Raw genomic sequence first — 23,058 nt, 5'->3', positions numbered from 1 at the left:
TATTTTATTAGCCCCAAACAGAAGAAGGAAATTTAGCGTTCTATCGCTATTTTTAGCAGTCAGCCGATGCCACTTCCCGACCGATTTGTTCCACTTCCCTAGTAAAAATCAAAAGCGGCTCCCAGTAGAGAGCCGCATACGAATGGGGAGCGGTTGATCTGCAACCTATTTACGGTGAAGAAGCAATGTTTATTTTCATACACTGTTCCCACGCGCTCGTGAAAAGAGCCAAGGTTTAAATTCTCCTTAGCTCTTTTCTATTACTATTATTTACCTAAAAGACTGATAAATTTGCTCAGTTCTTTATTGGATTCATCAGTTGTCCCCTGCAACTCATTCAATAACCCATTCAAGATATCATATGAATTCACAATTTCTGCTCTAACTTCTGCCAACTCTTGAGCCACTTGTGAAAGTGAAATACCTACTTCTTCTTCAAACGTGTCGACATAACGTGAAATGTTTAAATTGTAATCATTTTCTTTGATTTCTTCCAAAGATGCTACATGAGCATATTTCTCAACATTTTCACGGTCACAGTAAGTTTTAGTAATTTTGTTAATATTCTCAGCAGAGAGTTTGTTTTGGTTCTTACCTTTTTCGAACTCATTTGAAGCATCGATAAACAAAATATCTTTACTTTTCCGAGCTTCACGACCTTTGAACACCAGCACACATGTTGGGATGCTTGCGCCATAGAACAAGTTAGCTGGCAACCCAATAACAGCATCTAACAGATTGTTGTCGATAATATTTTTACGAATTTTACGTTCAGATGCACCGCGGAAGAGTACCCCATGCGGTAACACGATAGCCATTGTTCCAGCTTTATCTAAATGGTACAGTCCATGAAGAACAAAGGCATAATCTGCCTTAGATGCAGGTGCTACACCATAACCCTTGAAACGTGTATCTTTTTCTCGATCAACGTCTTTTGTATCCCAATTCTGAGAATATGGGGGGTTTGATACGACAGCGTCGAACTTCAAAGGAATTTGTGTGCCATCTTTTTCTGCGAATGGCCAGTCAGCATCAAGAGTGTCTGCGCGTTTCAACTCCATATTGCGATAATTTACCCCATGCATCATCAAGTTCATGCGAGCCAAGTTATAAGTTGTCGTATTTAACTCTTGACCGTAAAACTCAACGCTTCCTTCTTCATTACCATTTGGCAATTCTTTTTGAACTGTCAAAAGAAGTGAACCTGATCCCATTGTAGGGTCATATACACGGAATTGATTGTCACTATCAGCTGCATCAACCGTGACGATTCTTGCCAGTAGTTGACTAACCTCATGAGGTGTATAGAATTCCCCGCCTTTTTTACCAGCATTGGCAGCAAATTGCCCTATCAAATACTCGTACACGTCACCCAAAATGTCACGTCCTGAATCATCTTTGAAAGCAAATTCGTTAATCATCAAAACGATATCATTCAAAGCCTTCGCACGTTCATTTGTATTTGAGCCAAGACGTGTGTCCCCGAGGTTAACATCTGAGAATACGTTAGCAAAGTCCGCTTCTGCGACTGCGTTACGTTTGGCATTCGTATTGAACGAGTCAAACATATCTTGAAAATCACTAGCTTTGATTCTGTGATTTTCAATTTTTGATACGATTTTATCCCAGGTGTAGGCTGGGTCAATCGCATATCCGATACCTTTACTGATTTCTTCAAGGTAATCTTCTTTGTCAGTGTCATCTGTTACTTCGTAGAACTCTTCTAGATCATTGGCTTTCAAGTATTCATCTTGATTTTCTGATAAGTAGCGATAGAACATAAATGGCAAAATATAGTTTTTATACTCACTTGCATCCATTGTCCCGCGCAGTTTGTTAGCCATTCCCCATAGCTTCGATGTAATATCTGTTGCATTACTCATTTGTGTAATCTCCTTTTCTTATATAAACATTTGTTGAAGCAGTGATTTCTTCAAATTTTTAAGCGAATTTAGCTCACGCTGATGAAGGGTGATGAGGTTGTCTAAATGAGTAAAAAAGTCCGTAATCATCTTCTGCTCTGGAATAGAAGGTATCTCACAAATAACATTTATAAAGGAGTCCCAGTAAAGTCTTTTTCTGAAGTCGGTGACTCCATAAGAGAGATTATCAATCTGACTAATTGTCTCAACTCGGCGTAAACAATAATCCATAAATAGCGGATACAGTTCCGAACTGGGGGTAGCAGTTATATATGCAGGACTTACCATCCCTTCTGACTTTACGACTCCGATTGATCCTTGCCACGCACGCATCATGTTAAGAACTAGATCACCGTAATAAACATGTTTATACAGGGACTTATCTTCGCTTCTACGCACTTTTTTTCCTAAGGTATTACTATCTAATTCTTCATTTGAAACACCATGATGAATGGAAACGGAAAGAATCTGTAAAGAATCGTCCCCTCGTTCTTTCCTCTCTATATATAACTCCCCCAACCTACGCTGTTCCCAAGCATCAGTAAATCCTGCAAATCTAATTTCAGGAACATTGGATCCATCTTTCGGAAACATTTTTTGAAGAAGACTCTTTTTCGTATCCTTCAACAGTTCCAACTCACGCTGATGAAGGGTAATGGTATCGTCCAGTTGTTTGGAAAATGAACCTATTTTCTTTTGTTCTTTCCAACTAGGTACTCGTATAGGGATTTGATAAAACGACTCTAATTCAAGATTTCGACGAACAACACTCGCTCCTTGTGTCGAAGCATTTTTGTACTCTTCCATCATTCTTGGAAGTCTAAGTTGTGGTTCGATGAACTGGCTATCTAAATCTACAAACTTAAACGTCTTATAGCTAGGTGATACAAGTCCTTTACCAATGTCATTAACGTTAATATTTCCAAGCCAAAGATTCTGTGGTGACAGTACTAAATCACCATCTTCAATAATTTTATATCCTAGGTTTGATGTCCCCGAGACTCGACCATTTCTAATTTCCATCCCAGAATTTGTACTTGATAGAACAGGATATTCATTTTCAGTCTTTGTCTTAATACTAAATTCTTTTAGCATATCTCCCAACTTCCACTGTTCCCAAGCATCTGTAAATCCAGCAAATCTGATTTGAGGTGACTTTGTTATTTTATCGCTCATTTCTGCACTCCTCTTTGTAGTCTGCTTAATTTTAACACTTGACTATTCTCCCTTTTTAATTTCGTCAGCCATTTCGTAAAATGCCTTACGGAATTCAATGCGATATCGTACCCAAGATAATTCTGCAATCTTTTTATCTGCAATTTCTTTATAATCAGCTCTTGCGTCATTCATGATTGCTGTTAACTCACCTTGTTTATCCATATCCTCTTGACCTAAACGGTGTCTCATAATCAAGCTTTCAAGTTCCTTAGGTTTTGTGCTGTTATCAAGTCCCCAAGTACGGATGAAGTTCGTTACAAGTAGAATATTCGTATCCTTTTGTGCTCTATCCATCGCTTGGTTCATTTTTTCAACACTTCGAGGTGCTGGATATTGATCAAATTCAAACTCTTTCGAGAAAATTTTAGATACAAAGTTGCGCATCTTAGATTTTTCTCTTTCATTATCTGACTTGGCAATTTCAATATGGATTTCATCACGTGTCTTTTCTGCTTTAGACATAAAGTTCGCATGAACTTCGTCAGCCATTCGAGCAATTAAATCAATCAAGTAGTCATAGTTGATGGTAACGTCGTGAATATGAATCATAGAGAGATTGACTTGCGAAATATCGATGTTTTCTCGCTTAGCACGTCGTTCTTTCAACTCACCGGCGATGACAGTTGTTAAAATGACTTCCTGCTCCTCAGTAATCCCTAAACGTTCATAGAACTCTTCAGGATGATCATAAGCAGAAACAGGATTTTTGTCATCATCTTCGGTATATTGTTTCAACTGACTAAGCAAACGATTATACTCTTTCAAATTTTCAAAGACTTCATCCTGTGCTTTTTCACTCGGTGGTAATTGTACAAAATCATCTGTAAGCGACCCAAGCTTCTTGATGACTTCTTGCATCTCAGCTTGAACCTTACTAAATGGTTTCGAAATAATACCAGACTCTTCATTACCTTCTTTCAAATCTTCAAGTGAAAGCTGTTCAGCAGCCGATGCACGATTTGAATAGATAGCAAATGCCTTATTCATTTCATACTCGTTTTGCTCTGGCCAACGATAATTAACGACATTTCCCCAAGGCTTATCAACAAGGTTATGCATTCGGTTTGTACGTGAGTACGCCTGAATCAGGTTCCCACCTTTAAGTGTTCGATCAATATAGAGCGTATTCATCTCAGGAGCATCAAAACCAGTCAAAAGTTGGTCAACAACGATAACCAAGTCCAAATACTTCCCATCATCAGCTGCCTTGTTCAAACGTCGTGCTAAGTCTTCTGTGTAAGCTTTAACTGTCGTCATATCAAAAGCTGTGCCAAACAATGTGTTATAGACTTTAATGGCTCTATGCAAGTTCTCGTTCGTTTTTAGTTGATGAATACTATTAGATGTATCTGCTGAGAAACTCACCGCAACTTTTAATCGTTGCTCTACGGGACGATTCGCATTTTCTTCAGCAAATTTATCGAAGTATTCCATCGCTCTTGGTGTACTTGCTTTGTTACCGCCAACGTGGACTGTAAACAAGGCATTATATTTGCGGTCATTTGAACGTTTCTTCCAGTTATCGAAGATGTCATTAACCACCAAGTCTACATGTTCTGGGCTATAGTCGTAAACACTACCACGAACATTATCATCGATATCATCTTCGGTTGGATCTACGGGAGCCTCGATTGTTTCCTTAAATTCAACGTTAAACCCTAAGACGTTTTTATCCGCAATTGCTTCTTTGATGGTGTAAGCATGTAGAATATCACCAAAGATCTCCCGTGTTTCAGGGAATTTTGGTGTCCCTGTATAACCAACCCAGGCAGAATTAGGAATAGCTTTTCGGATCGTTTCAAGCATACCATCATTTTCAGTGCCGTCTCCAGTTGAACGGTGGGCTTCATCAACAATAAAAAGAATACTTTCATTCAATGGCTCGAAGCTATCTCGCGCTACATAACGCGACATCTTTTGAATACTTGTGACGATGATGTTCTTATCACTCTTCTTCGTTAATTTGCGATGAAGGTCTGAAATATTTGCAGTGTCACCCACCACACCCGTTTTCCCTTCAAATCCCGCAACAGGATCATAGGCTTTATATGCATCAGATGTTTGGTTCGTGAGCGCAATTCGGTCAACCAAAAAGACAACTTTATCTACATTAGTTAGACGACTTGCAAGCCATGCTGTCTTGAAACTTGTGATTGTCTTACCTGAACCTGTAGTGTGCCAAATGTATCCTAATTTTCCATCATCATATTTGAAGTCAAATTTTCTAACTTTATCAAGCACACGCTTTGTGGCATAGACTTGATAAGGACGCATGACTTTGATACTTTCTTTGTTTTTAGTACCATCAAGTACCATGTAGCGTGTTGCCAAATCATGAGCCATTGGAATTGACAATACTTTATCCGCAAACACCTTCCACGAACGAATAGGGCGAGCATCATCTTCATTTTGCCAGTTGAATGCAAAAGCTCGGTTAAAGCTTTTGAGCGGGGTATTTGCCATGTAACGAATATCATACTGCGTCATCGCGATTAGAATTTGCAAGGTTGAAAAGATACCACTGAATTGTTTTTCAGCAATATACTGTTCCATCTGGTTCAAGGATTCTGTAGTACTGTGAAGTGCTTTCTTTAATTCGATTTGAATAATTGGTAAACCATTAATAAGCAACGTCACATCAAATCGACGATTTGGCTTACCATCAATTACTTTTGGCCGTTTAATTTGATTTACCACTTGATAAACAGTGTTCCCACCACCGACTTGAGCTTGGTCGAATACTGTCAGAAAAACATGCTTACCATTGTCAAGGTCAACTTCAATTTCAGAAACTCCGTTAATACCATACAAAAATTGTCCAGCATGGTAAGGTGATTCAATACTAGTGATGATTTTCTTCACCTGGTTAAATTCAGTAACAGACAATGGTTCATCTAAACGAGCACGATTGTTTTGTTCTAGGATCATTTTAAAGTTATCCCAGAGTTGTTCGGTTGTTCTTATGTCTTTTTTGTATTCCCATTGTTTTACTCCACCGATTTTGGTCAAATAATCGACGACTTCATTTTCAAATGCTAATTCCGATTGGCTTTTCATTTGATTATTTCCCCTCTAAAGTTTCTTCTATGATTGAGCTCGTAAACTGTCCGATCAAGTCTGCGTATTTGTTTAGCCTACTTTGTAGCTTCAATGTTTCTACGTAAATAGCACCTACTTTGTGCTGCTCCTCAAGAGGAACGACGGGAATAATAATCTCCTCTAGAGAACGAAGTGGAATTCTTAGAACAGGGCCACTCCCCTGCAACTCCCTTTCTTTTTGTCGCCTCACATCTTTATAAGCATTAAATAAGAAAAGGAAATATCTTTTATCAAGTTGTTCTTTATCAAACTCTATTTTTATGAAATTGAGAGACAACACTTTACCAACATTATTTTTACCGACCATCGTTGCAAGTTGTAATGAGTTACTGATAACAACATCACCTTCATTTAACGATGGGTTATTTTGAGATAAAGATTTTTCCGCATCCTTAACAAATACGTCCTTATGATTATAATCAGCTTCAAAAGACGACTGGTCATAATAATTTATTGCTTGGATTCCAAACTGTTTTTGCGCCCTTGTTGGATTTATGCCTGGAACGAATGTTACGAACTCCTTTAATCCTCTTTTCTCCAAATAAATCACCTCTAAATCATCTCCAAACTTCGGATATAATTTTTCGAAATATTTATATATTACAAATTAAATCACTTTGTATTTATTTTGTCAACGATAATATGAAATACTCATATATTTCATAATTAATTCAATAAAGTCCTACAGAACTAATCTACAAGCCAAGTTTTTATTTCACTCTGCCGCAAAAAGATTCTCCTCCCGTCAAGTCACTAAACCATCTCCGCAACACTCCACTCCCTCTTAATGTCATTCTGTTTCTAGAGACGGCTTCAATAACAAAAAAACATGCCCATCTCAATCAAATCCAACAGTCTTTAAACGAGAAAAAACCTTGAAACCACCATATTGGGAGATTTTCAAGGCTCTAATTCATATATTAACTCTAGCAATGCATTATGTAGGAGAACGTGCCGCACTAAACTCCACTTTCATGTTGGGGATGCGGCAAAAGTGATGATTGTTTAGGGCTTTCTTGTCACTTGTAAAAGAAATATAAGGCACTTCCATAACGCGACTCATCTATTGAAGTTAAGACGCAAGATTTCAGCCACAAGTCCCCTATACTTTTCCAAATGGTTTTACTCTTCTTCGTAGTGGCTCTTCGCTAATACAATATGGGAGGATTAACAATAATTAGGCTAATAGCCCGATTTAACACGGAGTCTTTGCGGACATGAGGCCCCACGAAAGCTATGATAGGTAGGATTCCGCATTGCTATCTAGCTTATCATGCCCGCTTCTCCATATATCTGCTCTCTCATTTAAGGACTGATATCTAAACTGCTTTCTCACTAACAACTGACATCTAATTCGCTCTGTACGCCGCTTCCCCCTGCAACTTGGACATGCTTCTACGGTAACTATAAAGGGATGTTAGAGCCACTGGATTCCAACCCGTAAACCTCAAAACACCTTACCTATAAGACTTTTAAGCCCTTACTCTTTTACCCTAGATATCCATTCTACACTCTCAACATGTATGGTTTGCTTGTCTTACTACTTTCTTAAGCAAATCTGTCACTTCTCATTTCGAACCATCAATATTACTGACTCCACATGCACCGTATGCGGAAACATATCTACGGGTTGCACTTCCACTGTACTATACCCGCCGTCCTCCAGTATCCTTAAATCCCGCGCCAGTGTGCTTGGATTACAGGATACATACACCACACGCTCTGGCTTCATCTCCAGAATGGTGTCGAGCAAGCGTGGATCGCAGCCCTTGCGAGGCGGATCGACGACGATAACGTCGGCGGTGATGCCTTGCTCTTTCCATGCAGGAATGACGTCCTCGGACGCGCCTACCTCAAACTTCACATTGCGCATTTCATTCAACAGCGCATTACTCCGTGCATCGTCGATGGCTTCTTTGACGATCTCGACCCCATACACCTGATCCGCATGCTGAGCGAGGAACAAAGAGATCGTGCCGATGCCGCAATACGCATCAATTACCGTTTCTTTGCCCGTGAGCCCGGCATATTCGACGGTTTTGCTATACAGCACTTCTGTTTGTACGGGATTCACCTGATAAAAGGATCGCGCGGAAATCGCAAACTGTACGTTTCCAATGTAATCGTAGATCACATCACGTCCCCACAGTACACGAGTCTCGTCGCCAAAAATAACGTTCGTTCGCTTCGTATTCACGTTCTGGCAAATGCTTGCCACGTGTGGGATATGCTCACGGATACTGCCGATCCACGCATCTGCGTGCGGAATATCTCGCCCATTCGTCACGAGCACCAGCATCATTTCCCCCGTGCGAAAAGCGGTCTTTACAACGACATGACGCAGCAGCCCGCGTCCGGTTTCTTCATTATATGCACTGATGCCCAGCATTCGGCCAATCTCTTTCACACGTGCCACAACTTCATCATTGCGCTCGTCCTGAATGAGACAGGTGTTCATATCCACAATTCGATGGCTGCCGCGTGCGTAGAAGCCGCCGACAAGCCCGCCTTCGGTGACACCAATCGGCACCTGGGCTTTGTTGCGGTATCGCCAAGGCTCACTCATACCGAGTGTAGGATGCACGACTACGCCATGTACACGCGACATGCTGTCGGCATTTCCATCCGTATTCATGGCCGAATCAGAAGTCGTGACTGTATCGGCCTCACCATCTGTATCCGCAGAAGCAGCCAAAACCTGTGCAGTATGCTCACTGGGCTCTGTAGCCACACTCAGCTTCCCGATACGCTCCAGCACATCCACGACATGCTGGCGTTTCCAGCCCAGCTGCGCTTCGTAGCTCATATGCTGGATCTGGCAACCACCGCATTGATCGTAGATGGCGCACGGAGCTGCAATTCGGTCTGGGCTAGCCTGCGCGATATCCAGCAGCTTGGCATAGCCATATTGTTTTTTTGTTTTCAGCACCTTGACCCGTACCTTTTCCCCCGGTAACGCACCTGGAACGAACAGCGTAAAACCCTCAACACGTCCTACACCCTCGCCGTCATGGTTCATGCCGATGATGTCTATCACGGCCTCATCGTTCTTTTGCACAGGCAGATCGCTACGCTCTACACTGGATCGAAAACGATTGGATGGAGTTGCTGTTGCTGCATTCCGGCGGCTTTTTCCACGTCCGCTACGGTTATTCGTCATGATTGTCACTTCTTTCTGATCTTCTTTTTATGCGGTATTTTCATTCGGACGTCTAATTAGAATGGTCATCTAAACATACAAACATCAACTCGAAAATGCCGTTACTCCCCACGGAGAACGGCAAGAACCAATATGTTCACAAAAACAACTACCTGCTCTGCATTCCGTATACTATATTGCGTTGCCGCTCGGAAACAGAAGCATTTCCTACTTATTTCTCACCGGAAAACATTCAAATGATGAGGTAAATTCCGGAAGGTCGCTGGCAAGGTACCGCCCAGTTCGCCATCCAGATTAAGCTGCACATAGCCAGGTGAGGTCACTTCCATGTAATCTGTTTTAAAATAAACAATCTTCTTGTCCTGCAAATGCTCACCACGCAGCGCAAGGGTTACCAATCGGATCATTTCCGCCAGATTGCATTTCCGTACAGCGATGACGTCAAGCAGCCCATCATCTATTGTCGCCCCAGGAGCAAGCTTTTCAAACCCGCCCACCGAATTCGTATTCGCAATCAGGAAGAGCATAAACTCGTCGTGGATCACTTCCTGACCCGATGCCTTGATGATCAGCTCCTGTGGAGCAAGGCTGACCATTTTCTCCATGCCTTTAAAATAATACGCCAACTGGCCAATCATCGTTTTTAGCTTGCTCGGAACTTCATACGTAAGCTCGGTTAAAGTTCCCCCGCCTGCAATGTTGATAAAGTAGCGGTCGTTCGCTTTTCCGATATCCAGTGGCTTCGGATTTTGACGAATAACTAGGTCGCAATAATCCTCCCAGTGCTTGGGGATGCCCAGTGCCCTGGCGAAATCATTCGTCGTCCCCAGAGGAAACACACCTAGGGGCGGGCGGTTCTCTCTTTCAGCCATCCCGTTAATGACCTCATACAATGTACCGTCGCCACCAGCGGCGATAATCATGTCATACCCACGCTCAATGGCCTCTATTGCGGCACGCGTTGCGTCCCCTTCACCCGTGGTTGCATGGCAAGAGGCTTCAATACCACCTTCATCCAGGCGCTGCAAAACATCCGCAAGACGACGCTTCATTTCCTCACGCCCAGAGGTCGGATTATAGATTAATCTAGCTCTTTTCATTCCGTTACGCCACCCGTATATTTAATGATATTTATATTCACATTGCAGTTCATCACATTCAGTCTGTACAAAATATCATCATACTGGAAAAAGACCTCTTTTACAATAAAAGAAGCCAGACTTTGACCAAATAAGGAAATTTAAGGCTAATATGACGCTATAGCCGAACCAGACTACCTATGACTTGACCTTGCTTGCTTCTGCACACTTTGCAATAATTCACGAACTTGTCTATCCATCCAGCTTGTGAGCAAAGGATGCGGCAATAAAGGATCTCCTGAATAACGGTATTCGAGCCCCTGCAAGCGTTTAGGAATTATGTGACTTGTAAAATATCCAGAACTCAAAAATAGCGGTGCCACAATAACATCATGACCCCGCTCCTGATTCCAATACGCTGCCTTGTCGTACACACTCTCGGGATTTAGCAAAGCGTGGTCCGTGATGATACCGCTCACGCTTTGCACCGTACGGGCCAACGAAGAAATCCCCTGCTCCCAGCGCTGAAAAAAGCCGTTGTGCACACTGCCGTGACCTACGAGTAAAATAACCTCTCTCGCAGGGTCGGCCGATAGCGGGCGAACCTTGTCCCACACCATGCGGGCAACATCTTCTCCGTCATCCAGCGGGCTGCCAAAATGCACTCGCGCCTTCATTCGAAACGGCTTCAAATCTGTTTCTTTGTCCGGCGCATCTTTGACACCCAGTGCATAGCTAATCTCATCTACATGCGTACTGCCTGATGACACAAACAAAGGTATAACCAATATATCTGTTACACCCAAGGCTTCCAGACGGTCAATACCATTTTGAATCAATCTTTCTTTAACCGTTTCCAAAAATGAAACCTCTACCGGTATTTCTTCCGGCAAATGGAGCTTTGCAACTGCCTGATCCACCTGTTCCACCCAATACGGCTCCCTAGAGCCGTGGCTGATTACCAGTATCCCAGGGCTCCGCATTAGCGTCCCAGACGTTCCAGAGTCATTTTATACCCATCATTACCATAGTTCAGACAACGTTTAACACGTGAAATGGTGGCTGTACTGGCCCCTGTCTCTGCTTCAATCTGATTATATGTGCTGCCTTTGCCTAGCATACGGGCAACCTCTAGACGTTGGGAGAGGGATTGAATTTCATTAATCGTGCACAGATCATCAAAAAATACATAGCACTCTTCCAAATTTTTAAGAGTTAAAATAGCTTCGAACAATTGATCAATACTTTTATCATTAAGCTTCTTAAGCTGCATGGATTATCATCTCCCAAGGTTACGATCTCTCCTCATTGTACCCGAGGAATAGTCGCTTTTTCAAGCATTAACGGTTTCACGCATTACAGAACAACATTATGACCATAGAAACGTACCGTACGAATGCCCAAATCCGCTTTTATACCCGATTTCGGGACACGCGCCTAAACCCACTGTGCGTTTGTAACATACAGTAGAGTATCAACCTGCAAAGGAATGTGATCTCATGCCTGGACACTACTATCATCGGAGGCCGCTACAGCGCTCCCTTTCCGATCCGTATAGTTCATCTCCTTATCCCGGACTCGATCCATACAACGAGGTTCCGCAAGCCGGTTCTTCCGGGCTGGTTCCTTACGAGGCGCCAGCGAGTATTACGGATTCTGCCGTGGTCACACCAGACCCGGTTCCAGCCAAAGGAGGACTGCTTGGGGGGCTTGGCAACCTCAGTAATCTCAACGAAATCAAAGGCTTCATTGACCGTATGGGTGGTATTGATGGAATTGTTGCTACGGTCGGCAAGGTGCAAAAGGTCATGTCCAGTGTGCAGCAATTTGCTCCAATGGCGAAGCTGATTATGGGCTCTCTCCCAGCATTCGGCAAATCCGCGAGCAAAAATTCTGCAACAGATATCACCGAGGAATTGGATGAATACACACCACCACGCCCACGTCGGAAAAAGACACAGCGCAAAAGCACCACCACCACGCGCAGACGTCCGCGCAAACGCAAAAGAAAGTAGACTATACTATTTGAACCAGCCTCGGCGCATAAACCAGATCACCATTGCAACACTCAACAAAAACATGAAGAACAGTACACCAAAATATCCATATTTCCAGCCCAACTCGGGCATATTCGAAAAATTCATACCATAGATTCCTGCAATCAGCGTCAAGGGCATAAAAACGGTCGTAATTACGGTCAGCGTCTTCATAATTGAATTCATGCGATTGGAATTGAGCGATATATAACTGTCCCTCAGGTCGGCTGTCATCTCGCGGTCGGCCTCCAGCATGTCTGTCAGCTTCAATAAATGATCATATATATCGGTAAAATAAGCCATATGATCTCCTTGGCCCTGCACATGCTGCGAATTCAAAACTCGGTACATTAGATCACGCATGGGTACGATGGTACGGCGCAGCTTGAGCAGCCTGCCACGCAGGTCAAACACCTGCTTCATTAATTCCTCTACGGATTCGCGACCGCCCAAGCCCTCCAGCTCAGCTAATTCATCCTCAATCATAAAAAGGCTCGGAAAATAGTTATCTACCAGCTTGTCCATCACCGTGTAGGCTGCAGCCAGCGGTCCTCGCGACCATATTTTGCGTTCATTCGCATGCTGGACAATCCGCTCCCAGGCTTGATCCAGCTCCTCTAACTCATGATGGTGATATGTAACCAAAAAACGACTGCTAATAAACATATCCACTTCTTCCGCAGCTAACGTATCTACATCAAGCGCATGCACGACCAGAAACTGCACATCCTCGTAATAATCCAATTTGGGACGTTGCAGAACATGCATACAATCCTCCACAGCCAATGGGTGAAAATGAAAATAACTCGTCAGCAGCTCCGTCTCGCGATCTGTAGGCTCGCTAAAATCTACCCACATCCATATATAATCCTCCATGACGATCTGATCCAGTGGTTTTCCCACTGTTACCTGATGATCATGACCTATAGCCAATGTACGTATCACCGTACGTCCCCCTCGCTTACACTTCCGTCTGATATGTTATTTATATTTTATATAAGCCAATTAACATTATACAAATCTCAAGTTCTAAATTCCTTTTAATAAAGAAAAGGATATCTCCGGGCCAACATGCCTCCCAAGATATCCTTTATCCTCGTGCAGAGTAGTTCTTATCTTCAAAGCAAGCCTTCCACTTACGAAAATAAGCATCATAAAAGAAAAATCACTCACGTTCATTAAAGATGCACACGAAAAGCCACTAAGCGGTCGGATGCTTACCTCGCTATATCCCCCTCGGCGCAGCAAGCAAAGCGCTGCGCCAATTCCTTCTGCCTATACCCACCCATTTAAAATGGGGCAGGCTTTTGCGAAGAAAGGAGCGCTCAGCAAGTAGTAGCGGAGCGCTCCATTTGAATCTGGAGAAGCGGAGCGTTCGCCTTTGCCCCTGAATTTTCACCTTATAAGATCTTATATAATCCAAAAAAATCCAGGGGCAACAGCGATCGAAAGATCAAATGGACTGCGGAGCGATCGCACACTACGTCCTTACCTGCACTCACGGCAAACCTTGCCCACTTACAATACCTTCTCCAAGAAACTAATGGTCCGCTCATTTTTCGGATTACCAAATACCTCTTGTGGCGTTCCTTCTTCTACGATGTAACCACCGTCCATAAACACAACACGGTCGCTTACTTCGCGTGCAAAACCCATCTCATGCGTTACGATCATCATCGTCATGCCTTCACGCGCCAGATCTTTCATTACGCCGAGCACTTCGCCCACCATTTCAGGATCGAGCGCCGAGGTAGGCTCGTCAAACAGCATAATGTCTGGGTTCATTGCCAGCGCACGTGCAATCGCCACACGCTGCTTCTGACCGCCGGAAAGCTGTCCTGGCAATGCATCTGCCTTATCGACCAAACCTACACGATCCAGCAGCTTCATAGCCGTTTCCCGGGCCTCTGCCTTGGACTGTTTGCCCAGTTCAGTCGGCGCGAACATAATGTTCTTGAGCACGGTCATATGCGGAAACAGATTGAAATGTTGAAATACCATACCTATATTTTCACGGACTTTGTTAATGTCCACGTTTTTGTCACTCAAGTTGTAGTCATCGACAATGACCTCACCTGCTGTAATTTCTTCAAGCATGTTCATACAACGCAAAAACGTACTTTTCCCCGAACCAGACGGGCCAATGACACACACAACTTCGCCTTCACGTACTTGCATGTCGATGCCCTTTAGCACTTGATTACTACCATAGCTTTTTTTCAGGTTTTTAACGATAATTTTACCCACGGCGAACTCTCCCTTCAAGACGGTTGGAAATTTTGGTCAGGACTGTAATGACGATAAGATACATCACCGCTACTACCAGCCAAATATCAAAGGATTGGAATGTCCGCGCAATAATGATCTTACCCGATTGGGTCAATTCGACCAAACCGATAACAGACAAAATGGACGTATCCTTCAACGTAATAACCAACTGATTGATAAACGACGGGATCATGATTTTCACAGCTTGTGGCAAAATGATTTTAAGCATAGCCGTCCGATAGGGTAGACCAAGCGAACGAGCTGCTTCCATTTGTCCCGGATCAATGGATTGAATACCACCACGGATGATCTCAGTTACATACGCACCCGCATTCAGGGATAACGTCAATACAGCCGCAACAAAAAGCGGCATTTTGAAATCCAGTGCCTGTGGAATACCAAAGTAAATAAAGAAAGCAAGCACGATCAGCGGAATACCGCGGAATATATCAACGAAAACAGTTGCAATACCACGGGACACCTTGTTATGGCTTACCTTCATAAAGCCAAACACCAATCCTAGGATAAAGGCTACGAGTAAAGATACAAGTGTGTACAGCAACGTATTTCCCATGCCCTTAATCAGCGAAGGCAGCGAAGCGGAAATCAGGCCCCAGCGGCTGGTTTCTACAGGCGCCACACCTTTGCCCGATTCGCCAAGGTATTTAGCCAAAATTTTATCGTATTCCCCGCTATTGCGCAGATTAACAAGCCCTGCATTAAATTTCTCCAGCAACTCTTGGTTCTTGCCTTGGTTAACAGCAAACCCGTAAGAAGCACCTTTTTCCTTATCTGTTACCAACTTAAGGCCGTTATTCTGGTTTACACCGTATGCCAGTACCGGATAGTCATCAAAGCAGGCAACCGAATTACCTGTTTTAACTTCATCATACATTTGAGAAGAATCGTCGAACGGTACTGTAGTAAAGCCGTATTTGGCCTTAATGGATTCTGCGAATGTGTAACCTTCCGTTCCTGTTTTGACAGCGACACGCTGTCCTTTCAAGTCCTCATAGCGTTTAACCGTATCATTATCCTTGCGGACCGCCATGACGACGCCTGAATCAAAATAAGGCTCGGAAAAATCAAATTTCCGCTTGCGTTCATCGGTAATACTCATCCCGGCAATGACACCATCCACTTGATTCGTTTCAAGGGCCTGCACTGCCGCGTTAAAGCCAAGAGGCTTAATGGTATATTCAAAATTCTGATCCTTGGCAATAGCTGCCAGCAAATCCATGTCGATACCGACAAATTTACCATCTACATCTTCAAACTCAAAAGGCGCGAACGTTGTATCCGTGCCGATATCATACTTTGTTTTATTTTCTGCATGTGCCACTACACCGAAATTACCGGCCAGGGCAACCACAAAAAACAAACAAATCATGAGTGCTATTAGTTTTCTAGATTTTTGCATAATTTCCTCCAGTCAGTTGAACGGTTCAAAGTTTTCTGTTTATTCTACAGGAGTTATTAAAAATTGACTACTTTGATGTCAGGTATTTTTTGAAAAACGTTTCATGGAACTATCTGGATGTGTGAACTTTGAAGAAGCAGTTTTATCCTAGAATGCCAATAAGCCCCTGCCGCAAAAAGCGGACGGAAGCTTATTGTGTATTCTATAGTGTGTACCTTTTTTTCAAGAAATAATAATGAACTAAAAAAGAATTTTGAAAATCAATCCAGATAACAGTGCAGCAATCGGTATGGTTATCACCCAAGTAATAATAATTCGACCGGCCAGCGACCAACGCACAGCGGAAAAGCGCTTCGCAGAACCCACACCCAAAATAGCCGAAGTAATGGCATGAGTAGTACTTACGGGCAAATGAAGCAATGTAGCTGTGAAAATAACAGAGGCTCCCGAAATGTCAGCTGCGAATCCGTTAATTGGCTCGATTTTAAAAATCTTGGTTCCCATCGTCTTGATGATTTTCCAGCCCCCGATAGACGTACCCAGCGCCATGGCTGTTGCGGCTGAAATTTTTACCCACATGGGTACTTCCAAATGGTCCTGATACCCCGCCGAAACGAGTGCGAATGTAATAATCCCCATCGCCTTTTGAGCATCATTCGTACCATGCGTGAACGACTGAAGCGCTGCTGTAATGACCTGCATTGTACGAAACCCTTTGTTCACCGTATGCGGACTACGATGAGCGAAGATATATTTTAAAATCATCATCACGATGTAACCGACAACAAAAGCAATCAACGGGGAGAAAATAAGTCCTTCAACAATCCCGATGAAGCCGCTCCAGTTTAATTTATCCGATCCCGCACCTACATACACCGCTCCAGCCAATGCACCAATCAATGCATGAGAAGAGGATGAAGGAATACCGAACCACCAGGTTAAGAGGTTCCAGATAATCGCAGCGATCAGCGTCGCAATGACGATATCAATTCCATTCGTAAGCTTGGTTGGATCAGCGACACTTCCACCAATGGTCTTCGCAACCCCTGTAAACAATATTGCCCCGAGAAAGTTCATGACCGCAGCCATAATAATCGCACGTCGCGGGGTCAATGCACGGGTCGATACCGAAGTTGCAATCGCGTTCGCCGTATCATGAAAACCATTAATAAAATCAAATGCCAGAGCAAGAAAAATAACAATACCCAATACCAATAAACTTGTATCCATGTAAAAGGACTCCCTTACGAGTTACGCATAATGATGGATTCCAGCATATTTGCAACATCCTCGCATGAATCCGTTGTCGTTTCAAGGCGTTCGTACAATTCTTTGCGTTTAATCAGTTCAATAGGGTCAGTTACAGTTGCAAACAGGTTTTTAATGCAAATACGCAACAATTCATCCCCCTGATTTTCCAAATCATTCAGGCGAATAGTGTATTCACGAATGGCCAGCAATTTTTTCTGTGAAAGCAAATGCACAGCTTTCTGAATTTCGTAAGCTGATTGACGCAAAATATCAGCGAACTGCACAATATACTCGTCCGGCTCCGTAATATTGTACATATAAAAACGAGAAGCCGTCGCTTCAAGACCGTCCAACACATCATCCATGGTTGTTGTCAGTTCCATGATGTCGTCGCGTTCCAACGGCGTAATGAAGGTCTTGTTCAGCTCAGTAATAATCGTGTGTGTGTAATCATCACACTTATTTTCATACTTCTTCATTTCATTTGTAAACAAAGTTACATCCTGAAGATTTGAAGTATGTTGGGCAAAATAATCGGCTGCTTGCACGATCGTATCTGCCATATTTTCCAACGTCTCGAAGAATATATCCTTTTTCTTCAATCTCATAACGATTACCCCTTTACGAAAATATCCGCAACCTGTTTCGACTGCAATAGACAACCTTTGCTATCTTATCACACTCATCAATGTTTTTGTAATGTTTGTAAAAGCAAATTTAATGATATACGTATACATTGCCCGACATGGAAGGTCATTATCCGACATTTTTTCCCTAAAAAGGTGTATTTCGTTTTCTAATTTGCTTCTATCGTTACATGTTCCTTTAGTGAAGTATCTGCAGGTACCACATGTATATAGGATGTACCTGGTGTTAACGGGATTTCAACCCCATTTTTCATAAAACGAATCGCATCACCTGGTGTATGTTGCCACTCAGCCTGTATTAACCGTCCTTGTTGAAACACCATGGCCTCTCCGCTACCGTCCAACTCAACACTTAATCTGCCTACATCATCCAACGTTCGATGTCTAGCGCTCATCACAATGACATTGGCTGCTGAGAGCTGTTGGTTATTATTTTGATCCACATGTGACTTTTCGTTCACAAAACGCTTATATTGTTGATCCGCTGGATCATAGGTATAAGATACCCGATAGCTTTTAAGCAAAAATCGGATTTGTAAAGATGATGCAGTCTCGTCCACCATAACTGGGGTTTCACCGGATTTGAGATAAGAATATACTGGAACGTCCGTCTGCTTGGCATACCCTTTACTATCGCTTCCTTTGCGCAGTCTGTTCACGTCTGTGTATAAATTATGTGGAGGACGACGATCTTTGCTTCGCCAGAAGTAAGCCCCTCCATTTGAAATCTCATCCAGATGTTCCTTCCGCTGCTGCTGTAAAATCGCATAGGCATCTGTGCTTCCCCCTGCGTGTATCGGCAACGCACCATAGGTTTCGCCCAGCTCAATCAAATACGGTCGAATGCTACGGACCGGTCCGATCTTTACATCTCCGCCATGACTTTGGAAAAAAGCGACCAGACGGGTAATCCCACCTTCTGCAAGAACTTCATATACCATGTCTGCCTGGCTAAGTCCTGCCTGTGGACGTGCAGCCGGAGCATTGTTGATCATGACAGCGAGCGGTCGCTCCAAAACTGGCTGCTCCACCGGAAGACCGGTGAGCGGAGCTGTAAATGCCGGAATAGACTGCTCCTTCGGCGGTTCAAGTACCTCCTTCTCTGTTTCTTGCTTGGTCAGTTGGGGAACGGATTCAGATTCACCCGTATTGGACATAGCAGAACAAGACATCAGCGTCATGCATAACAGAGCTGAGGCCATCACACGCAACCAATGATTTCGTTGGGAAATGGGCCCGGACAAGTTCATCCCTCCACTTAGTTATTTTTCTCATTATAAGCTTTATTTCCTGTTTTTGTCTTGATTGAAGCATGACCAATCTATAGAATACTTATCTGAAGACATTAAAATTTAAAAAATATTTAGACTTTGTGATTTTTATCACAAATAACTGTAACTGAACCTACTACAATAAAGGTGTAGCAAAGATGATCATCCCCAACAAAATGAAATACAACCAACATTATAGATTAAGAAAGAGGAGTGGTTTGAATGTTTAACAGCTGGTTACGTGAGAACAAAGTCGCAATGTGGTTGCTGACTGTAGTACGGGTTTATCTAGGGTATGAATGGATGACCCACGGACTTGAGAAGCTGACAGGTGGATTTGATGCAGGCGGATTTATCTCGGGGGCCATTGCTAAAACAGGTGGAGACCATCCCGCTGTACAAGGCTGGTGGGGATCGTTCCTAGAAGCCTTTGCCCTGCCGAATGTAGGTTTGTTCAACGTCCTGATCCCATTGGGTGAGTTCTTGGTAGGGGTTGGCCTGCTTCTCGGTACATTGACTACACTGGCTGCTTTGATGGCTATGGTTATGAACTTCTCGTTCCTGTTCTCGGGTACAGTAAGCACCAATGCAATCTACCTGCTGTTTGAAATCTTCCTTGTAGTTGCTGGTGCAAATGCCGGAAGAATTGGCTTTGACCGTTGGGTACTGCCCTTCCTGCGTGGACTGTTTCGTAAAAATAAAGATACCTTTCCAGCGGACCCTAGCCGAAAAATAGCTTAAACATCCCAAAATAACCGTTATCCTCCGGGGTAATGGTTATTTTTTTTGTGCTGTTATGCTCACAAGAGGTCTTTCAGCTCCTTCTAACTCGGACTCTTTTATCGGATTCATCATCCCCTCCAAACGTTTACAAGTTGGATACAACATGGAATCCTCACGATACATTTACCCTATACACTACAGTTACATCAAAGAACGTAATGGAGGGTTATATCATGAAAAAAATTACCAAAGCCTATCTCATGCTCGCAGCCGTAACTTTCACAGTGCAAACTATGGGATTGGGATATACGACATCAGCCAAAGCGGCGACGTCTACTATGACATCTCAGGCAGAAAGTGTACAACATATCTCCAAGACCTTCGAGCAGCTACTACGCCAACCCGGCAAGCTACCTCAGGCATTCACTTATTTGCAAAAGCATATTCAATCCATTCCAGCCTCTCAAGCTACCATCATGGTGCTTCATCTGGAAAATGCACAGAACCAGCAATTGGATTCCTATGCAAAGACCTTATACCCGGCCTCTGTTCAAACCAAGATAAATGAAATCTATAAACCCGGTGATTCGTTCACAAATGTAATCAGCCGTTCAAGCGATGTGAACCTGAAAAAGTTGCTAACTCAAACAAGAGATGCCGGCTACAAACTTGAAACTGCAGAAGGCATGTACTACCCAGTCATCAACTATGAAAAATATAAAGTCTTCGGGAAGCACACCACGACAGATATCCGCAGCTATATTGACATCATGGCGATGGAATCCGGACAGGCGGCTACCAAGGATGCCGCGCTCCGTATCGGCTACCAACAGTTAGCCGGACGAGTGCTGGCACAGGAGGCATTTTTAAACCAATATCCACATTCCAACCGTACACAAGCTATAAAAAAATTGCACGATCTGTACTTCTTCTATACTTTCTATGGCACGAACAATACGCCATTATTCGATTATGATACCGGGAAGATTCATCCGAATGCGAAAAAAGGGTATCAATTCGTCGTTCAACGTAATATGGATTCGAAGAGTACCTACATTCAAAAGCTGAAAGCATTTATGACACTGTTGGATCAAAATGCAGATCAGCGTACCACGCAGGTATCCACTTGGCTTAAAAAGAACGTGCCTTCTAATTAATCAAAAACGCAAAATACACAAAAGAACTTCCATTCCCACACACCATGTGGATTCGGAAGTTCTTTTTTTACATTTACGTATCACTTTCTTGACCAAAAGCCCAACAATTGAGACTCAACGAGCCAAGGACATACGATTGAAAAAGCTTATGCGCAGAGCGCTCATGATCCGCAGCCCCCATCGCATAAAACAAAGGTGAAAAATGCTCTATTCCATAAGAAGGTACCGCCTGTTTGGCATATGGAGCCTTTTTGTCATATTGGAATAGGTGGCGCAAATTCCAGTCTTGAAGCTGCTGTGCAATCCAGTCATCATATTGAACGGCCCAATCGGCTGGCTCACTCGTCTGCTTGAGTGTCCGCAAGTTGTGGACCAATCCGCCGCTACCGATAATCAAAATCCCTTGTTCTCGCAACGGCGCCAGCATCCGTCCAATCTCGTATTGCTCCTGGGGAGCGCGCCGAGAATCAATGGATAAGGGTACGACCGGTATGTCCGCATCAGGATATATATGCCGCAAAACCACCCATGCTCCATGATCCAGTCCTCGGTTCCGAACCGGCTGGTGGAACAGGTTATGCTGACTGAACAGATGCTCTATCTCCTCATACAGCTTCGGATCGCCTGGTGCAGGGTAATCGATTGAGTACATTTCTTCGGGAAAGCCATAGAAATCGTGCAACGCTGCATGCTGATCATCCGCGCCGATACATTGATCGGGGCTATCCCAATGCGCGGAAAAAATGACAATTCCTTTGGGTCGGGGCAGGCTCGCGCCCAGCTTTGCAAGAAAGCTGGTATATGCGTTATTTTCTACAGCCAGTGTCGGTGAACCATGCGCAACAAAAATTGAGGGTAATGTCATCGCTGCCAACCTCCACACGCCAGTATAGTGTTACTCTTCCATTTTACTCCGGCGGAGGCGCAATTTCCAATACAATCCGTTACACACTGAAATCAGATCATCCAGTGCTGCCAATCCCGTTGAATATTTTCCTGTTCATCCAGCCATTCAAGTGTCCGATCAATGAGCCGTTGCCGCTCTTTACCTGACGAGAAAGTGTGATCCCCCTGGAAAATAATCTCTTTATCACAGCGCCCCTCTGGACGCATCCAGAATATCTTTTGAAACAGAAATGCATAATCCACAGGAATAATATCATCCGAGGTGCCATGAATAACGAGCACATCTCCGTTAAATTTAACGGCCTCCTGAAACGGCTGAAATTGAGCTAACGACTCAAAATAAGCAGGCGTAAATTTATAGCCCAAATAGTCGGCATGACCGGTTTTAACAGACTCATCGTACACGCTTCGCTCCGTAATTTTGACGATGTCGTTGAATGGATAGCCCACTGCTGACCAAAGAACCAGATTTTGTACTCTCTTATCCCGTACGGCTGTGAGAAGGGCAACCGCGCCCCCCAGACTGTGACCGATCAGCGTCACCTTGGTTGGGTCAATGTCCGCACAATTGACGGCGTAATCCAACACGGTACGTGTCTGATTAATCATGGATTCGAGCCCCTGCTTGCCGTATTCACCTGTGCTTTCCCCACAACCGGCAAAATCAAAGCGCAGGACAAAGTATCCCCCTTCGGCCAGTTCACGCGCAGTCTTGACGAATAATCGATCTACTCCGATACGATTGCCCACAAAACCGTGACATATAACAACGAGGGGAACTCGTCTCTGACGCTCTCCCTCATTTGTACGGTTTGGATAATGAATTGTTGCGGCCAGCTCTTCATGTTCAAAGCGAATTCCAATTTGCCGTTCCATCCTGATTCCCCCTGTTTCAAGCTTC

The 23,058-nt window shown here is 43.6% G+C and carries 19 protein-coding genes; 3 read left to right on the top strand and 16 right to left on the bottom strand.

Annotated features, from left to right (window positions below; translation table 11 throughout):
• Positions 1-266: 266 nt before the first annotated feature.
• The 8 genes from JOE49_RS10060 to JOE49_RS10025 form a co-directional block, all read right to left on the bottom strand.
• On the bottom strand, positions 267-1,883 hold the full coding sequence (locus tag JOE49_RS10060; RefSeq protein ID WP_209941003.1) for a type I restriction-modification system subunit M: 1,617 nt from the start codon (positions 1,881-1,883) through the stop codon (positions 267-269).
• A gap of 18 nt (positions 1,884-1,901) precedes the next feature.
• Positions 1,902-3,098 carry a restriction endonuclease subunit S gene (locus tag JOE49_RS10055; RefSeq protein ID WP_209941002.1) on the bottom strand — a complete coding sequence of 399 codons (1,197 nt, stop codon included), beginning with the start codon at positions 3,096-3,098 and terminating at the stop codon, positions 1,902-1,904.
• A gap of 42 nt (positions 3,099-3,140) precedes the next feature.
• Positions 3,141-6,197: a type I restriction endonuclease subunit R gene (locus JOE49_RS10050; RefSeq protein ID WP_209941001.1), complete on the bottom strand. Its 3,057-nt coding sequence runs from the start codon at positions 6,195-6,197 to the stop codon at positions 3,141-3,143.
• A 4-nt stretch (positions 6,198-6,201) separates the two neighbouring features.
• On the bottom strand, positions 6,202-6,789 hold the full coding sequence (locus tag JOE49_RS10045) for a restriction endonuclease subunit S (protein WP_348635851.1): 588 nt from the start codon (positions 6,787-6,789) through the stop codon (positions 6,202-6,204).
• Between the two features lie 1,011 nt (positions 6,790-7,800).
• Positions 7,801-9,399, bottom strand: a complete 1,599-nt coding sequence (gene rlmD, locus JOE49_RS10040; RefSeq protein WP_209940999.1) for a 23S rRNA (uracil(1939)-C(5))-methyltransferase RlmD — start codon at positions 9,397-9,399, stop codon at positions 7,801-7,803.
• A gap of 218 nt (positions 9,400-9,617) precedes the next feature.
• Complete coding sequence (locus JOE49_RS10035; RefSeq protein ID WP_013308843.1) at positions 9,618-10,499, bottom strand: diacylglycerol kinase; 882 nt, start codon at positions 10,497-10,499, stop codon at positions 9,618-9,620.
• Between the two features lie 173 nt (positions 10,500-10,672).
• The gene (locus JOE49_RS10030; RefSeq protein WP_028542001.1) at positions 10,673-11,461 is read right to left on the bottom strand and encodes a sirohydrochlorin chelatase; all 789 of its coding nucleotides are present in this window, start codon (positions 11,459-11,461) and stop codon (positions 10,673-10,675) included.
• On the bottom strand, positions 11,461-11,751 hold the full coding sequence (locus JOE49_RS10025) for a YerC/YecD family TrpR-related protein (protein ID WP_007428885.1): 291 nt from the start codon (positions 11,749-11,751) through the stop codon (positions 11,461-11,463). Before JOE49_RS10025 ends, JOE49_RS10030 begins: the two co-directional genes overlap by 1 nt.
• A gap of 226 nt (positions 11,752-11,977) precedes the next feature.
• Between JOE49_RS10025 and JOE49_RS10020 the strand changes: the two genes are divergently transcribed.
• Complete coding sequence (locus JOE49_RS10020) at positions 11,978-12,493, top strand: hypothetical protein (RefSeq protein WP_053324668.1); 516 nt, start codon at positions 11,978-11,980, stop codon at positions 12,491-12,493.
• A gap of 6 nt (positions 12,494-12,499) precedes the next feature.
• Here the strand turns inward: JOE49_RS10020 and corA are convergent, their stop codons facing one another.
• From corA to JOE49_RS09990, 6 genes are all read right to left on the bottom strand, one after another.
• A complete protein-coding gene (gene corA, locus JOE49_RS10015) occupies positions 12,500-13,459 on the bottom strand; it encodes a magnesium/cobalt transporter CorA (protein ID WP_160788977.1) in 960 nt (319 codons plus the stop codon).
• A 573-nt stretch (positions 13,460-14,032) separates the two neighbouring features.
• A complete protein-coding gene (locus JOE49_RS10010; RefSeq protein ID WP_023987087.1) occupies positions 14,033-14,761 on the bottom strand; it encodes an amino acid ABC transporter ATP-binding protein in 729 nt (242 codons plus the stop codon).
• Positions 14,754-16,202, bottom strand: a complete 1,449-nt coding sequence (locus JOE49_RS10005; protein WP_209940998.1) for an amino acid ABC transporter substrate-binding protein/permease — start codon at positions 16,200-16,202, stop codon at positions 14,754-14,756. The genes JOE49_RS10010 and JOE49_RS10005 overlap by 8 nt, the downstream gene beginning before the upstream one ends.
• A gap of 240 nt (positions 16,203-16,442) precedes the next feature.
• Entirely contained in the window at positions 16,443-17,432 is a 990-nt protein-coding gene (locus JOE49_RS10000) for an inorganic phosphate transporter (protein ID WP_023987085.1), read from the bottom strand.
• Between the two features lie 14 nt (positions 17,433-17,446).
• A complete protein-coding gene (locus tag JOE49_RS09995) occupies positions 17,447-18,061 on the bottom strand; it encodes a DUF47 domain-containing protein (protein ID WP_007428879.1) in 615 nt (204 codons plus the stop codon).
• Between the two features lie 188 nt (positions 18,062-18,249).
• Positions 18,250-19,344, bottom strand: a complete 1,095-nt coding sequence (locus JOE49_RS09990; protein ID WP_209940997.1) for a DUF3048 domain-containing protein — start codon at positions 19,342-19,344, stop codon at positions 18,250-18,252.
• Between the two features lie 249 nt (positions 19,345-19,593).
• Here JOE49_RS09990 and JOE49_RS09985 point away from each other — a divergent pair, with 249 nt between their 5' ends.
• A complete protein-coding gene (locus JOE49_RS09985) occupies positions 19,594-20,112 on the top strand; it encodes a DoxX family membrane protein (protein WP_023987083.1) in 519 nt (172 codons plus the stop codon).
• A 215-nt stretch (positions 20,113-20,327) separates the two neighbouring features.
• Complete coding sequence (locus tag JOE49_RS09980; protein WP_209940996.1) at positions 20,328-21,251, top strand: hypothetical protein; 924 nt, start codon at positions 20,328-20,330, stop codon at positions 21,249-21,251.
• Between the two features lie 73 nt (positions 21,252-21,324).
• Here JOE49_RS09980 and JOE49_RS09975 read toward each other — a convergent pair whose 3' ends face one another.
• Positions 21,325-22,116 carry a dioxygenase family protein gene (locus JOE49_RS09975; RefSeq protein ID WP_023987081.1) on the bottom strand — a complete coding sequence of 264 codons (792 nt, stop codon included), beginning with the start codon at positions 22,114-22,116 and terminating at the stop codon, positions 21,325-21,327.
• 92 nt (positions 22,117-22,208) lie between these two features.
• Positions 22,209-23,033, bottom strand: a complete 825-nt coding sequence (locus JOE49_RS09970; protein WP_029517128.1) for an alpha/beta hydrolase — start codon at positions 23,031-23,033, stop codon at positions 22,209-22,211.
• Positions 23,034-23,058 lie beyond the last annotated feature (25 nt).

This window comes from Paenibacillus sp. PvR133, from assembly GCF_017833155.1.
GTDB classification, from domain to species: Bacteria; Bacillota; Bacilli; order Paenibacillales; family Paenibacillaceae; genus Paenibacillus; species Paenibacillus polymyxa_B.
Note: the sequence above shows the minus strand (reverse complement) of the source record. Positions and strands in the feature narration are given on the sequence as shown.